This window comes from Halobacillus sp. ABD4_316 (assembly GCF_056161385.1).
Map to the genome: position 1 here is coordinate 249,733 of NZ_JBSWZA010000002.1, position 14,751 is coordinate 264,483.

The window sequence follows — 14,751 nt, forward strand, 5'->3', positions numbered from 1 at the left end:
GGTGGGTGGCAGTATGAGCGCAATACAGCAGGAAAAGGAATACTTGAGCGATATTTTGAGCAGGACGGAATATGAAGCGTATGAAGAACAGCCGGAGCGTGCAGGCAGCCGGATCGGCGAACTGCTTTCCGAATGGGTCAGAGACTTGTTGGAAACTCTTTTTCCCGGGGCGGAAATCACAGGATCTGCGGTGGATGGTGTGCTGTATTTCATTGGAGCCATCGGCCTCGGTGTTCTCGTGTTTTTGGCTTTCCGGCTGTTCAGCAGACTCTCGGGCGAAAAGCATGCCCGTAGAAACCGGACGTTTCTTCCAGGTGAAGAAGGACCGCTTTCGCTCGATAGTCATTGGCGGCAGGCAGATGAATGGGCGGAACAGCAACAATGGACTGCTGCGGCCCGTCAGGTTTTTCTGGGGCTCCTGCTTCATTTTGATGATCAAGGGTTTGTAGATGTGCAGTCATGGAAAACCAATGGGGATTATGAAAAGGAATTGAAAGCTCATACCGGAGCGGATTATGTGGAAGCGTTCCGCCGTCTGGCCTTAATGTATGACCAGATGACCTACGGAGAGCGGCTGCTGAATGAAAAGGACTACCATACCTTCCGTTCTGATGCAGCATGGTATGTGAAGGAAGGAAGAAAGGAGGAGGCCTGATGAACCAAAGGAAAACATGGCTGGGAATCGGAGCGGCTCTCCTTCTGTTTGCCGGGGTCATTTACTGGAGCTCAAAAGAAGAACCGGAAGTCTATCCTCCGTACACATCCGAATCTCCGGCACCAAACGGATTGAAGGGGTTCTACACGCTGTTGGAAGAGCGGGATCAGGATGCCGCGCGCTGGAATGCAGCCCCTGGACAGCTTCCGGCGGCCGGTACCTCCCAGACCCTCTTGATGGCGGAGCCTGTGACGACGGTGAGTGGGGAGGAGATGCAGCGGTACAAGGAGTGGATGGAGGCAGGCAACACCATCTGGCTGATGAAACAGCATCCGGCCGGTTATTTTGATGTGGCTGTTGAGTATCCGGATTCCGACCAGGGATCTTCGCTCATCACAGATGCCGGCGGAAATCAGTATGAGGCAGATATCCCTGCTCCCCACCGGCTGCGGACCGGGGAAGCAGATAAAATACTGCTGAAGGACGAAAGTGGAGCGGTTGCCATTGAACGATCTTACGGCGAGGGGAGGCTGATTGTCGGTTTAACGCCCTCCTGGCTTGTTAACGACCGGATAATAGAAAAGGATCACTTTACCCTTGTCACGAAACTTATGGATACAGCGGGCAGCGGCGGAAGTCTTTGGTTTGATGAATACATACATACCCGGAACGGGTTCGCTGATAAAGCAGGTGTTTACCCTTCCTGGCTCTTGTTTTTCACTTTTCAGCTGGCCTTGTTGACGCTGGCCTGGCTGTGGTGGAAAGGGAAGCGTTTCGGCCCATTCTTCACACCGCGGGAGGATGTCGTCCGCTTTGGGGATGAACGTCTTCAGGCCGTTGCAAGCTGGTATAAAAAAGGGGAGTTTTACCGGGAGTCGCTGGCGATCCAGGAATCCTATATCTGCCAGCTGCTGCAGGAGCGCTTCGGTGTACCGGTCCACATATCATGGGAAGAAACGAGAGAGCGTCTGGACGGACGGATCGACCCGGATTCGTTGGAAAGGTGGACGACGATGTCCCGCCGGATTGAACCGCTGGAACATCAAAGTCATGTCGATAAAAAATCCTACCTGGAATGGTCAGGTGTACTTGAACAGATGAGGAAAGAGGTGCAGGACAGATGAAAGAGCAGATCCATCAATTAATCGAATCCTACGAAAGTAAAGTCATCGGACAGTCGGAAAATCTCCGCCTGATGCTGGCAGCGGTATTTTCCGGAGGCCATGTCCTTTTGGAAGGTGTGCCGGGTACAGGGAAGACGAAAATGGTCCGGACGCTCGCTGACCTGCTTGGCGGCGATTTCAAACGCATTCAGTTCACACCCGATCTGCTTCCGAGTGATATCACAGGGAGCATGATCTACAACATGAAGTCCGGCATGTTTGAAACATTGAAGGGACCGGTTTTTACAAACGTTCTTCTGGCAGATGAAATCAATCGTACGCCCGCTAAAACACAGGCGGCACTGCTTGAGGCGATGGAGGAAAAACAGCTGACCATCCAGGGGGATACCTATACGCTTCCTGCTCCGTTTTTTGTTGTGGCTACACAGAATCCGGTCGAGTTTGAAGGCACGTACCCACTCCCGGAAGCGCAGCAGGACCGCTTTATGTTTAAATTGACTGTCGATTTCCCTGCTCTCGAAGAAGAAGTGAATGTTATAAAGAGTATCGTCAGTGGTGGGACAGCTGATGCTGAGACCACTTCCGTTCTGTCTATGGATATCTTCCAGGAGGTAAGCAGGGAGATTGCAGCGATTACCGTAACGGATGACGTCTATGAGTACATCACACAGCTGGTAAGGAAAACAAGAGAGACGGATACGATCCGGAACGGGGCGAGTACCCGGGCGGCTATAGCGATGGCACGTGCGGCAAAAGCCTGGGCCTATTTAGGGTCGCGGGATTATGTGACACCGGACGATGTGAAAAAAGTAGCCGTACCTGCACTGAGGCACCGGATTTTACTTGCGCCTCATATGGAATTGGAGGGAGCCACCTATGACCAGATCATTCAGGAGCTGGTGGGATCTGTTCCTGTTCCGCGATAGGGGGATCGTACCAACGCGAAGGCTGCTCCTTCTTGCAGCTGTGCTGTTGGTTTTAGTGACAGGACTGGCGGCCCTGGGTGTTCCCTGGCCGTATCTGCTTTCCTTAAATGCTGTCGTTTTTCTCCTCAGCCTTCTGGATTTGATGCTGATGCCAGGGAAAAAACAAATTCACTTCCATCGTTCAATGGAGGAGGAGATTGAACGTGGGTTAGAGAGTGAAGCTGCCCTTGTCATAAAAAACAACTCGGATCACCGGATGTTTGTAGAAGTGATCGATCATTTTCCTCCATCGTTCTCCAGACCTTTTCCACTGGAAGGATGGATCAAGGGAGGAGAAAGAAAAGACCTCCCGTTTTCGTTTACGGCCGGACAACGGGGCGATTATAGACTTCCGTCCATTTCCTATCGCTGGTGTTCATCCATCGGCCTGTGGGCGAGACAGGGACGTGTCGATCAGGAAATGAAGGTGCGGGTCATCCCGGACTTAAGCGGCAGCCGGCACTTTCTGAAAGATGCCCAGCGTTTTCTGCTTTATGAAGGAACCCGCATTAGGAAAGACCGGGTCGGCTCAGGAGAGTTCAGTCAGATCCGGTCGTACGTGACAGGCGATGACATTCGAAAGATTAACTGGCGCCAGACGGCGAAACAGCAGGAGCTCATGATGAATGAATATGAGCCGGAACATGGGAAGTATGTGACGATCCTTATTGACTGCGGAAGAATGATGGGAGTGGAGCTTGAAGAAAATAACCGCCTCGAAAAAGCCTTGGAAGCGGCTCTTACTGTAACAACGGCGGCTTTAAAGCGAGGCGACTATGTTTCTCTGGCTGGTTTTTCAAAGCGTGTTCATGTCTATGTGCCTCCTGGAAAAGGAATGGCCCATATGCAGACCATTCTACAGGAAGTCTATCATTTGGAGGTGGAAGGTTATGAATCGAACTACGCCTCCGCTTTTCAATATTTACAATCCGTCCAAAATAAGCGCAGCCTTTATCTTTTGTTCAGCGATGTCACCACGTTTCTATATGAAGAAACAGCGCTGCATTACTTGATGAGGTTAAGGCGTTCCCATTTATTTCTTATGGTTGGTATTGAGGACAGGACAGTGGATGAGGCTGCGAGGCGCATCCCGGAAGATGTTGCATCCACAATGGTGAAAAGTATGGCACAGAAGCAGTTGATGGATAAAAAGGAGGAAATGAGACGCTGGGAGAGCCGTGGGCTTCCGATGGTTGAAGCTCCGGAAGAGGCTCTCGCATCCGCCTCTGTATCCTATTACATTGATATTATGAACCGCGGGCTGCTTTAAGCGGTCGGCTTCCAAGAACGATATAGACGAGTAGTCCGATCACAGTCAGTGCAGCAAAAGCATACTTAGCTTCAAGCGGCAGTGCAGAAGGCGTGATGTATCCTTCAATAATCCCGGCGATGATAAACAAGGGCAGCGTTCCGATTAACAGCAGCACGGAGCGGTAGGCGTTCGTTTTCAATTGATAGGCACGGGTTCGTGAGCCGGGGACCCATAATTTAAAGCCCATCAGAAGTCCGGCTCCGCCGGCAATGAAAATGGCTGTCAGCTCGATGATTCCGTGAGGGACGATATAGGCCCAGAAATCATAGGATTTTCCGTAGGTGAAGAAAAGAGCGGCCAGCGCGCCGACGATGATGCCGTTAAAAATAAGCACATAGACGGTGACCAGACCAAAGGTTACACCACCGGCAAACGCAAGGAAGGCCACCTGTATATTGTTGGTCAGAATTTCAGCCGACATCACTGGTGAATTCACCCCACCGTCACTGCCGATCTGTGACGGGTCCACGTTTTGAGCGATGTTGGCGGGCAGTATCGTGTACAGGCTCATTGGGTCCTGGTAGACGGCTGTAAACGCAGCCGTTCCTCCAAGAAGAAACAGGCACATGCTGATGATGACAAACGCCCACTGCTCACGAAGAAGATGGATGAAGGTGTGGCCGAACAGATGCTTCACCTGTTTCCAGTTGGAGGTCTGCTCCTGATACAGGGTGTTGTGGGCTTTTGATGTCAGCGTATTCAAGTAATCCGTGCTCTCTTCTTCAGGGAAGTACGTCTGACTGAACGCCAGGTGCTGGGTAACCTTCTGATATGTCCGCTGGAAATCCTCCACTTGCCCGGCTGTCCATTTTTTCTTATTCTGCTGCAGCGTATGGATCAGATTCTCCAGCCGCTTCCAATCCTGGCGGTTCTGCGAGATAAATGTACGATAATTCATAGGGTCACCTGCCGCTCGGAAATTTTTTACAACGTAGTTTAATTATAAGCAAGATTGCCTTTAATGGAAACCCGGGAGAGGAGATGGCGTATGCAGGAAAATGTACAAGTGAAAACACCGGAGCATGTGACTCTTAATTTCAGACTGGCTGGACTGGGCAGCCGGGGAGCGGCACAGATTACAGATACGTTGATTACTACGCTGATGAATGCCGGTCTGCTGACAGTCATCCTGCTGATGGATAACTACATGGGTGTTTACTTCTGGCAGGCAGAGAGCGTGATCGTTGCTGTCATCATTGTGATCGTTTTTATTATTAACTGGGGGTACTTCTTTTTATTTGAATGGCTTGCAAACGGAAGGACGCCGGGCAAGATGCTTCTGGGACTGCGAGTGGTCAGGGAGAATGGCGGACGTCCGACCGCTCTTTCTGTTCTCATTCGAAATCTGCTCCGGATTATTGATATGCTTCCTTTCTATTACCTGCTTGGTATGCTGATGGTCTTTTTCCATCCGTCCCACAAACGTCTTGGTGATGTGGTAGCTGGAACGATTGTCATCCATGAGAAGAAGAAAAAGGCAGAGAAGAGTTCGGATAAAAAGCTGAACAAGCTTCTCAGGGAAAGGAACATTACGGCGCAGACGGTGCACATAGGAGATTGGGAACGCCAGCGGTTTTCAAAAGAAGATTGGAAACTGCTTCGGACGTATGTTCACCGCTACCCTGGTTTGAATGCCGTGGAACAGGAAGAGTTAACGGAAGATGTTGCAGCAATTCTTTTACCGAAACTGCAGCTGGAAGACCGTGCAGACCATCTGGACAGAGAGGACCGCCTTTTTGCCTCCTACCTGATTTTAAAAGAAGACTGGGAGTTTGAATGGTCCTGATTCCAGGCCGCCTTTCCTTTACATGGAAGGCGGCTTTTTTGAAGAATCCATAGAATATTGGAGAAAATAGAAATAAACATTTACAACAGCCGTATATTTGGTATTATATATAAGGATTTGTAGTGATTTGAGGAAATTTAACGAATAAAGGGGAAAAACAATGGTTACATCATTTGCGATGTTGTCACTGACCGTCCTGCTTCTGTTCTTAGTGATGTATGCAGCTGATACGTGGGTGCGCCGTTTCCGCAAAAGCGGACAGGAAACAGCCGCTGCTCCGTCCAATCCATTGGATGTTCAGCCGCCATCTGCCAAATAGATAGAAAGATTGAAGGCGTCCCGTGTCCGGGCCGCCTTTTCTATGCCGGGAACCGGTTTGCGTTTTGTTCCCCCGTGGATTGTGGTAAAATATATATGTTTACATATCGGAAGATTCACGCCTTAGATTACGGGTCGTGTATAGTTAATAAAAAGGTAAAAGGGGATATCTCATGACGAATAAAGCGGTCGTTTTAGGTGCGAATTATTATATTGGACTGAGTACAATCCGGTGTCTGGGTATTCATGGTGTCCATGTTGCTGCTGTGGATTACGCGTGGGAAGGGGCTTACGGGCTGGAATCTAAATATTGTTCGGAAGCGCTGATCGGACCTCACTATAAAGAAGATCCGGCTGGACTTGCTGCTTTCCTCGTGGATTATGCTAAGAAACAGGACAGTCCTCCTGTTCTCATTCCGACAGCCGATCCGTACGTGGAGTTCGTCGATGAACATCTGCCGGAATTACGGGAACATTTCCTTATTCCTCAAAAGGAACAGGGGTTATATACTAAGATAATGGACAAAGGAACGCTTCATACCCTGGCTTCTGAACATGGGGTGGCGGTTCCTGAGACCGTCAATGTCGATGAAGAGAATTTCGTAGAGCGTGTGGAAAAGGACATTCAGTATCCGTGCCTTGTCAAACCGGTGGATTCACCGGCATTTGTGGCCAAGTTCCGAAGAAAGCTCTTCACGGTACACAATCAGGAGGAACTGCTGGAGAAAGTCAACGAGGCGAAAGCGGCAGATATCGAAGTGATTGTACAGCGCATCATTCCTGGTTTTGACGATCATATGTACACATTTGATGCTTATCTGGATCAGGATTCGAAAGTGACCCACTGGGTGACCTGCCAGAAGCTTCGGCAGTTTCCTGTGAATTATGGGGCCTCTGTCTACACTCAGCAGAAATACGTTCCGGAATTGTACGAGCTTGGAACGAAATTCCTCGAAGGGATCCAGTACAAAGGATTTGCCGAAATCGAGTTCAAAAAAGATGCCGAAACAGGGCAGTATTATTTGATTGAAATCAATGTGAGGATTACAAACTTAAACCACCTGCTGCAGAAGACAGGAATCAATATTCCTTATATCACCTACCGGGAGCTTACAGGCCGTCCACTTGAGCCGAAAGCTGTACGTGAGGATAAAAACATCGTATTCTGGTATGCCTATGAGGATCTTCTTGCCGTAAGGGAATATATCAAGACGGGTCAGCTTTCCCCGAAAAGTGTGATGAAATCCTATTTCAGACCGAAAGCCCATGCAATCTGGGACCCGAAAGACCCGAAACCGGCCTTTGCTTTCGGGAAGAAGCTGGCACGCCTCGTCGCTGGACGTGTGACGAAAAAAGCGTAGAAAAACAGGAAATATATGCCGGGGGACAGCAGGAAACGTTCTGCGGTGTACGAAACATATATGCGGATGATCATCGAAATGGAAATCAGTCAAAAATGAGCAGGGAAGGTAGATAACAATGGCTATGCTTAATCAGTTATTATCATCGATTGAAGTGTTGGAAGCCTGGAATGATAAAGACATATATGTCCAGGGACTTGCCTACAATTCTAAAAACGTAAACGAAGGGGACGTCTTCGTCTGCATTAAAGGCTTTAAGACGGATGGGCACCGCTACGTGAAAGATGCGGTCCAGAGTGGTGCAGCAGCAATAGTTGTAGAAGATTACCAGGACGGATGGGGCGATCTTCCTCAATACCGCGTCGCGGACAGCCGTCAGGCTCTGGCTGCGTTAAGCGATGCCTACTACAACCACCCTTCCCAGGCTATGAAAACCATCGGGATTACAGCCACGAATGGAAAGACATCCACTTCCTTTATGACTGATGCCATTTTGGAAGAGCACGGCTTGAAAACAGGATTGATCGGGACCGTAGTCGTGAAATACGGCGACTATTCCGAACCGACCAAGCTGACGACACCTGAATCGCTGGATCTGCACAGATATTTTGCAGAAATGAGAAACCAGGATGTTTCCCACGTAACGATGGAGGTTTCATCCTCCGCCCTTGATTTAAGCCGGGTGGGCAGTGTCGATTTTGATATCGTCTCATTGAACAATATCAGCAGAGAGCATATTGATCTTCACGGATCTTTTGAGGAATACTTTAACAGTAAAGCCAGCTTGATCCGGAACGCTTCTGAAGGGAGCTGGGCAGTCCTGAACCTGGATGATTCCTATTCGGCATCCTTAGTTGAAGAAACGAAAGCCAATGTCCTTACATTCAGTGTGGAAACCGCCGATGGGGATCTCGTCTGTAAGAATCTTGATCTTTCAACGGGACGAGCTAAGTTCACAGTGGAAATCCGCCGCCCGTTCTCTGTCGGGAATACCGGGTACGCTCCACAGGAATTCGATATTGAATTGTCCACGCCGGGCTATCATTCCGTTTACAATTCCATGGTGGCCATTGCAGCTGCACTTCTGAATGAGGTACCGATTCCAACGATCCAGTCCGGGATTAAAGGCTTTGGCGGGGTGGAGCGCCGCTTTGAAATGGTTTTTGAAGATGACTTCAAAATGCTGGATGATCACTTCGCCAACTATGGAAATATCAACGTTACACTGAGTACGCTGCAGCAGATGGACTACTCAGACTTGAAACTTGTTTATGCTATCCGTGGAAGCCGCGGGGTCACAGTGAACAAAGAGAACGCGAATGCCATTGTTGAATGGGCTCCGCGTCTTGGCTTGACGGAAATCATTGCTACAGTGAGCCATTCTCATGTGACTGAGAAGGATGTTGTGACGGACGAAGAGGTCCGTGTGTTCCAAGAAGCAATGGATGCAGCCGGCATCAAAGTCCATCTTTATAAAGAGCTTGATGACGCTGTGAACCACGCTATATCTGAAGTGAAGGAAAACGATGTGCTGCTGCTTGCAGGATGTCAGGGCATGGATCCCGGCGCAAAGATTGCTTTAGAACAGTTAAGTACAAAAAGACCAGACATCGACGAAGATCAGCTGTTCAAACCGTTGAAAAACCGGGTGGCCGGTGTTCTGTGAATGGCTTCTCAGCCACGTATCGGGTCTTTTGTAAGGAGGCAGACGATGAACGACAAAATTATCGGCATACTCGGGGGGATGGGACCTGAGGCTACGGCTGAATATTATATGAAGATTATCCGCGCGACACAGGCCGAAAAGGATCAGGATCATTACCGTGTGATTATTGACAGCAATGCTAAAATCCCGGACCGTACTGCGGCCATATCCGGGCGCGGGGAAAATCCTGTCCCGCAAATGATCGATGCCGCTAAAAATCTGGAAAAAGTAAATGTGGATGTGGCTTGTATTCCGTGTATGACAGCCCATTATTTTATCGAAGATGTTCAAAAAGCCGTATCCTTCCCACTTATGAATGCTTTTGAAGAGTTGAAAAAATACATCGAGGATCATTATCCCGCGGTTCGTAAAATCGGGGTGCTGGCAACGTCCGGCACACTGCAGACCGGATTGTTCAAAAAGCACCTTGGGCACCTTGATGTTATTGAACCGCGCCCGGTGACACAGAACGAGAAAGTGATGGAATCCATCTATGGAAGCAATGGCATTAAAAGCGGCAACACGGATGCAGAACCGCTCTCCCTTTTAAAAGCTGCTGCTGAGGAACTGCTCGATCAGGGCGCAGAAGTGATCATCTCCGGCTGCACAGAAATCGGTCTGGTTCTAAAACCCTACCATCTTCCTGTGCCGCTGCTTGATCCCATGGAAGTCGTAGCCCATGCCGTAGTAAAAGAATCTGTATTCCAGAAGTCATGAACCTTCCCGTTTCGTCTTATATATAACTAAGACGATTCACTCGAGGGGGAAAGGCATTGGCAAAAAAAGCGTTTGAGCGATTCTTGTTCGAGTCATTTCAAGAAGGTATCTTCTTCAGGGAACTCCGCTTGTCTGAAAAAGAGGTGACACGTCTCAAGAAACTCTACCCTTCGGCTGAGATTAAACAGACGAGCCCGGTGGATGCCGTGCTCCGAAAATCATGGTACGAAGTAAACCTGGATCCGGACGCCCGGACGAGGAAGTCGTACGATTCCGTTGTACTGGAAAACCTCCGGCTCAAGAGGGAAATTGAAAAATTAAAGAATCATCACCTGAAAAAATAAGCTGTCTTTCTACAAGGACAGCTTATTTTTTTATGCTTATTCAGGGTCTATGGACCTGATTATATTTACCTGTAAAGACTCGTGAATATGACGGATGATGTCGAAAAGAAACCCTGATATTACAGGGTTCTGTAAACTTATGAAACACAAATGTAATAATAATTTGTCTTTATTTAGCGAATATATTTGATATAATTAGTAGGGTAATTGAACGAGACGACTGAGACTACATAATTTTTTACAACATAGATCAACAAATATGAAAGATTGGTAGGAAGTGATAGAAATTGTTTGAAACACATCACCGTATAACCGAAGACGCAGGCAGGATGAGGGACTTTCAAACCGTTATAAATCAGAAGTGCCGGGGTGACAGGAATTATGAAATTTAAAACGTTCGGCCGGCACGGAAAAGAAGGCGTCAAAAACATAACGAGAAACAAGTGGATGTCGGTAGCCTCCATTTCAGCGGTAACCGTAACCCTTCTGCTTGTAGGAGTTTTCGCGACACTTCTCCTGAACTTGAATGATATGGGAGAACAAATCGAGGAAGACGTCGAAGTCCGTGTTTTCATCGACCGTACCGCAGATGAGGAAAGCCGTGAGAACCTGCAGGGTCAATTGGAAGACGTATCGGGTGTATCCAGTGTGAATTTCCAGTCGAAGGATGAAGGCCTGGATAACCTGATCAACAGCATGGGAGATGAAGGGGAAGCCTTTGAATCTCTCAAAGATGAAAATCCATTGAATGACGTTTACGTAGTAAAAACGGCAGATCCACAGGATACGATTCAGGTAGCTGAATCGATTGAAAGCTTTGAAAACGTGGACAAAGTCGAGTATGCCAAAGAGACCGTAGAACGTTTGTTCAGCGTTATGGATGTAGCCAGAAACGTCGGACTGGCGATTATCGCAGGACTTTTGTTTACAGCGATGTTTTTGATTGCGAATACAATCAGGATCACTATCGTAGCCAGGGGACGTGAAATCGAGATTATGAAAATGGTAGGAGCGACCAATTGGTTCATACGCTGGCCTTTCTTATTCGAAGGTATCCTAATCGGAATTCTCGGGTCGATTTTACCTATCGCCTTTGTGATCTTTGGTTATGAGGCTCTCTACAATGAGATTACGGCCAGATATCCTACTTTATTTATAGACTTACTGCCGGTTTATCCGTTTGTTTTTGAAGTATCTGCCCTGCTTGTCCTGATGGGGGTCACCATTGGACTTTGGGGAAGCTTTACGTCCATCCGTAAGTATTTGAAGGTTTAAAAAATAGATGAATCATACACACAGGTGAGGAATCGGGGGAGGAAGAAGAGTGAAATCAAAAATCATAACTGCCGCTCTTACTGCCGGTCTGATTCTATCCGGTTTACCTGTTTCAACAACGGTGAATGCTGAAACAAATCAGGAGAAACTGGAAGAGAATAGACAACAGCAGTCTGAAAATGAGCAGGAAATTCAAGAAAAAGAAGATACAATCGCTGAGCTTCAGGAAGATCAGGATGAAGTAGATGCTGAGATTGCACGTCTGGACGAGCAGACGATGGATACACTGGATAAGATCCAGACGAAGGAAAATGAAATCGCACAGACAAGAGAGAACATCGATCAGCTGAAAGAAGAAATTGCGGAGCTTGAAAAGCGGATTGAAGAGCGTGATGAACTTCTTAAAGAACGGGTGAAATCCATGCATCAAAATGGTGGAAGCGTGGATTACCTTGATGTTCTCATGGGCGCTGAAAGCTTCGGAAACTTCCTGGAGCGTGTCATGAGCCTGAATACGATTGCTACACAGGATAAGGAAATTCTGGAAGAGCATCTTGCTGATAAGCAGGCTGTGGAAGAAAAAAAAGCCCAGGTGGAAGAGGAATTATCTTCCCTTGAAAGTAAATTGTCCGAGCTTGAAACATTAAAGCAGGAGCTTGAAAGTAAGAAAGAAGAAAAGGAAGCCTTGATGTCCACACTTGAGCAGGAAGAAGCAGATGCTCATAACCACATGGTCAGCGTGGAAGAAGAACAGGAAACGCTTGCTGCACAGGAAGCCGCTATTGAAAAGGAAATCGAGCGTCAGCGCCAGCTCGAACTTGAACGGAAGCGTAAAGCTGAAGAAGAAGCCAGAAAGAAGGCTGCAGCTGAAAAAGCCGCAGCTGAAGAAGCCGCTGCAGAAAAAGCGGCTGAGGAAGAAAAAGCAGAGGAGACTGTAAGCAGTGCCTCTTCCAATTCTTCATCTTCGGATAAATCCAGCTCATCTGATTCAAGTGAGTCTGAAAGCACGTCCAGTTCGTCATCCAGCAGCAACAGCTCAGGATTCATCTGGCCTGCTAACGCACCGGCCGTATCTGAATATGACCGTAACCGAATCCACCCGATTTACGGAACGCCTCGTCTTCACTCAGGGATTGATTTAGCTGCCGGAGGCACGATTCCGATTCATGCATCCGCATCAGGTACAGTTATCCGGGCAAACTATTCATCCAGTTACGGAAACGTGGTTATGATTTCCCACTATATGAACGGTCAGACGTTCACAACTGTTTATGCACACTTGAGAAGTACACCGGCTGTATCTGCCGGTCAAACGGTCTCTCAAGGCCAATTCCTAGGTAATATGGGGAGTACCGGTGATTCTACAGGACAGCACCTTCACTTCGAAATTCACGAAGGTTCCTGGAATGGAAGCCGTTCAAACTCTGTAAACCCTAGAAAGTATCTCCCATAAGTGAGAGGAGCTGTATCGATATGAATCGGTGCAGCTCTTTTTTATACTTTTCAAACCGGTGATGACCCTGTCATTGCTGCCTGCTTCTTATACTGCTTGATGCCTCGGTGGCCTGATGTATGTAATGGAACTGGTAAGCGTGCCTGACGGCTTAAATCTCTGCCACATAAGGGGCAGGCCCAATGTTCGTTCTGACAGCTGTAGGATGCCCTGTGGCAATGATGACATATTTTCCTGTACATAAGGCAAGGTCACTCCTTGAATAGTTGTTCTTTATAAAGAACTTTCTTTCATTATACTCCATTGCGCGTTGGATTCAATATAAAATACATATGTTCTTTATATCATTTGTGATTCTAAGGTCCTTATTTCAAAAACCTGTCCGAGGTGGGTATATCTGGATGTTATAATGAAAGGAAGAATGACTCCAAGATTGTACACCAACACCCTTTACCATAATGGAGGAGGATGTCCATGAGTCGGATGAAATTGATTCCGTACCGTACAGAAGCGATTATAGAAACAACAAACGAGCGGCCGAAAGGTATACAGATGGTGGAAGCTGAAAGCCTCTGGGAAGAATCGGATCAAGGAAATGGAAGCGTTACAGCGATCATTGATACAGGTTGTCAGCTTGATCATCCTGATCTTGAAGAAAACATCCTGGGTGGACATAACTTTACGGATGATTATGGAGGGGATCCTGATAATTACTCAGATAACAATGGCCATGGGACACATGTAGCAGGGACCATTGCTGCCGTAGAGAATGGGGAAGGTGTCATAGGAACGGCACCCAAGTCAAAACTTCTCATCTTAAAGGTCTTATCAGAGGATGGGGGAGGGGAGTATGAATGGATTATTGATGCCATTCATTACGCCGTTAACTGGAGAGGACCCAATCAGGAACGGGTGAGAGTCATATCCATGTCACTTGGAGGTCCTCAAGATACAAAAGCCTTGAGAGAAGCTGTTAAAAACGCTGTCAGCCATAATGTATCCGTCGTTTGTGCTGCTGGTAACGAGGGAGATGGCAGGGAAGACACGATGGAGTACGGTTACCCTGGAGCATATAATGAAGTCATTCAAGTAGGAGCCGTAGATGAACGGCGGGAACTGGCTGATTTTACGAATACGAACACCCAGCTTGATCTTGTGGCTCCCGGAGTGGATGTCCTTTCCACCTATTTAGAAGGAAAATACGCGAGGCTCTCTGGTACATCAATGGCCACGCCTCACGTCTCCGGGGGACTCGCTCTCCTTATTCCATTAGTTGAGAAGCAATTCAATCGATCGATGACAGAATCAGAAATATTCTCCCAGCTTATCAAACGTACGACTCCTCTTGGATATTCAAAAACAGCAGAGGGCAATGGGTTGATGACTTTGGCTTTAACGAAGAAGTTGGAGGATTTGTTCAGTACTTATATGAAGCAGTAAAAAGAAGACGATGCAGATAGCATCGTCTTCTTTTTATGGATCTCAGTCCATGTAATAGAAACAGTGATGAAAACTCAGTCCGTGATTTTGTGTAGAAAAATGTAAAAAACGTAAAAATGATCTTATGTATACAAAAATGTTTGCAAGTGTACAAAAAGAAAACGTTTCGTTTGCGTTTATGATTGCATGCGTACAAAAGCGTGTACATGCCGTCATAAAAGGAAGTGTGCAATTATGTGTGCAAGTACACAGTATTGTTTACTTGTGTGCATAAATGAACACGAAAAAAGGAGGAT

At 47.5% G+C, this 14,751-nt stretch carries 14 protein-coding genes; 13 read left to right on the forward strand and 1 reads right to left on the reverse strand.

Annotation, left to right across the window (positions count from 1 at the left end; genetic code table 11):
* Positions 1–13 precede the first annotated feature (13 nt).
* The 4 genes from ACXAJH_RS08350 to ACXAJH_RS08365 are packed head-to-tail and all read left to right on the forward strand — an operon-like array spanning position 14 to position 4,014.
* The gene (locus tag ACXAJH_RS08350) at positions 14–655 is read left to right on the forward strand and encodes a hypothetical protein (RefSeq protein WP_474970747.1); all 642 of its coding nucleotides are present in this window, start codon (positions 14–16) and stop codon (positions 653–655) included.
* Positions 655–1,779 carry a DUF4350 domain-containing protein gene (locus tag ACXAJH_RS08355; RefSeq protein ID WP_474993607.1) on the forward strand — a complete coding sequence of 375 codons (1,125 nt, stop codon included), beginning with the start codon at positions 655–657 and terminating at the stop codon, positions 1,777–1,779. Before ACXAJH_RS08350 ends, ACXAJH_RS08355 begins: the two co-directional genes overlap by 1 nt.
* Complete coding sequence (locus ACXAJH_RS08360) at positions 1,776–2,705, forward strand: AAA family ATPase (protein ID WP_474969973.1); 930 nt, start codon at positions 1,776–1,778, stop codon at positions 2,703–2,705. The genes ACXAJH_RS08355 and ACXAJH_RS08360 overlap by 4 nt, the downstream gene beginning before the upstream one ends.
* A complete protein-coding gene (locus ACXAJH_RS08365; protein WP_474993609.1) occupies positions 2,656–4,014 on the forward strand; it encodes a DUF58 domain-containing protein in 1,359 nt (452 codons plus the stop codon). The genes ACXAJH_RS08360 and ACXAJH_RS08365 overlap by 50 nt, the downstream gene beginning before the upstream one ends.
* Here the strand turns inward: ACXAJH_RS08365 and ACXAJH_RS08370 are convergent.
* On the reverse strand, positions 3,992–4,954 hold the full coding sequence (locus tag ACXAJH_RS08370) for a stage II sporulation protein M (RefSeq protein ID WP_474969971.1): 963 nt from the start codon (positions 4,952–4,954) through the stop codon (positions 3,992–3,994). The genes ACXAJH_RS08365 and ACXAJH_RS08370 overlap by 23 nt on opposite strands.
* Positions 4,955–5,044: 90 nt before the next feature.
* Here ACXAJH_RS08370 and ACXAJH_RS08375 point away from each other — a divergent pair, with 90 nt between their 5' ends.
* From ACXAJH_RS08375 to ACXAJH_RS08415, 9 genes are all read left to right on the forward strand, one after another.
* The gene (locus ACXAJH_RS08375; protein ID WP_474969970.1) at positions 5,045–5,842 is read left to right on the forward strand and encodes an RDD family protein; all 798 of its coding nucleotides are present in this window, start codon (positions 5,045–5,047) and stop codon (positions 5,840–5,842) included.
* A gap of 160 nt (positions 5,843–6,002) precedes the next feature.
* The gene (locus ACXAJH_RS08380; RefSeq protein WP_156896539.1) at positions 6,003–6,161 is read left to right on the forward strand and encodes a hypothetical protein; all 159 of its coding nucleotides are present in this window, start codon (positions 6,003–6,005) and stop codon (positions 6,159–6,161) included.
* A gap of 172 nt (positions 6,162–6,333) precedes the next feature.
* On the forward strand, positions 6,334–7,521 hold the full coding sequence (locus ACXAJH_RS08385) for a carboxylate--amine ligase (protein WP_474969969.1): 1,188 nt from the start codon (positions 6,334–6,336) through the stop codon (positions 7,519–7,521).
* A 118-nt stretch (positions 7,522–7,639) separates the two neighbouring features.
* Complete coding sequence (locus tag ACXAJH_RS08390; protein WP_474969968.1) at positions 7,640–9,187, forward strand: Mur ligase family protein; 1,548 nt, start codon at positions 7,640–7,642, stop codon at positions 9,185–9,187.
* Positions 9,188–9,232: 45 nt separating this feature from the next.
* Positions 9,233–9,943: a cysteate racemase gene (cuyB, locus tag ACXAJH_RS08395; RefSeq protein ID WP_474969967.1), complete on the forward strand. Its 711-nt coding sequence runs from the start codon at positions 9,233–9,235 to the stop codon at positions 9,941–9,943.
* A 56-nt stretch (positions 9,944–9,999) separates the two neighbouring features.
* Positions 10,000–10,287, forward strand: a complete 288-nt coding sequence (locus ACXAJH_RS08400; RefSeq protein ID WP_474970752.1) for a hypothetical protein — start codon at positions 10,000–10,002, stop codon at positions 10,285–10,287.
* A gap of 381 nt (positions 10,288–10,668) precedes the next feature.
* Positions 10,669–11,562 (forward strand): permease-like cell division protein FtsX, encoded by an 894-nt coding sequence (gene ftsX / locus ACXAJH_RS08405; RefSeq protein ID WP_474969965.1) that lies wholly within the window; start codon positions 10,669–10,671, stop codon positions 11,560–11,562.
* A 49-nt stretch (positions 11,563–11,611) separates the two neighbouring features.
* Entirely contained in the window at positions 11,612–13,015 is a 1,404-nt protein-coding gene (locus ACXAJH_RS08410; RefSeq protein ID WP_474969964.1) for a murein hydrolase activator EnvC family protein, read from the forward strand.
* A 474-nt stretch (positions 13,016–13,489) separates the two neighbouring features.
* Complete coding sequence (locus tag ACXAJH_RS08415; RefSeq protein WP_474970753.1) at positions 13,490–14,455, forward strand: S8 family peptidase; 966 nt, start codon at positions 13,490–13,492, stop codon at positions 14,453–14,455.
* Positions 14,456–14,751 lie beyond the last annotated feature (296 nt).

Bases quoted from the DNA above. Each gene is read 5' to 3' on its own strand.
- ACXAJH_RS08390 (WP_474969968.1), top strand. From the start codon at position 7,640: ATGGCTATGCTTAATCAGTTATTATCATCGATTGAAGTGTTGGAAGCC.
- ACXAJH_RS08360 (WP_474969973.1), top strand. From the start codon at position 1,776: ATGAAAGAGCAGATCCATCAATTAATCGAATCCTACGAAAGTAAAGTC.
- ACXAJH_RS08385 (WP_474969969.1), top strand. From the start codon at position 6,334: ATGACGAATAAAGCGGTCGTTTTAGGTGCGAATTATTATATTGGACTG.
- ACXAJH_RS08380 (WP_156896539.1), top strand. From the start codon at position 6,003: ATGGTTACATCATTTGCGATGTTGTCACTGACCGTCCTGCTTCTGTTC.
- ACXAJH_RS08375 (WP_474969970.1), top strand. From the start codon at position 5,045: ATGCAGGAAAATGTACAAGTGAAAACACCGGAGCATGTGACTCTTAAT.
- ACXAJH_RS08350 (WP_474970747.1), top strand. From the start codon at position 14: ATGAGCGCAATACAGCAGGAAAAGGAATACTTGAGCGATATTTTGAGC.
- ftsX (WP_474969965.1), top strand. From the start codon at position 10,669: ATGAAATTTAAAACGTTCGGCCGGCACGGAAAAGAAGGCGTCAAAAAC.
- ACXAJH_RS08415 (WP_474970753.1), top strand. From the start codon at position 13,490: ATGAGTCGGATGAAATTGATTCCGTACCGTACAGAAGCGATTATAGAA.
- ACXAJH_RS08370 (WP_474969971.1), bottom strand. From the start codon at position 4,954: ATGAATTATCGTACATTTATCTCGCAGAACCGCCAGGATTGGAAGCGG.
- ACXAJH_RS08365 (WP_474993609.1), top strand. From the start codon at position 2,656: ATGACCAGATCATTCAGGAGCTGGTGGGATCTGTTCCTGTTCCGCGAT.
- cuyB (WP_474969967.1), top strand. From the start codon at position 9,233: ATGAACGACAAAATTATCGGCATACTCGGGGGGATGGGACCTGAGGCT.
- ACXAJH_RS08355 (WP_474993607.1), top strand. From the start codon at position 655: ATGAACCAAAGGAAAACATGGCTGGGAATCGGAGCGGCTCTCCTTCTG.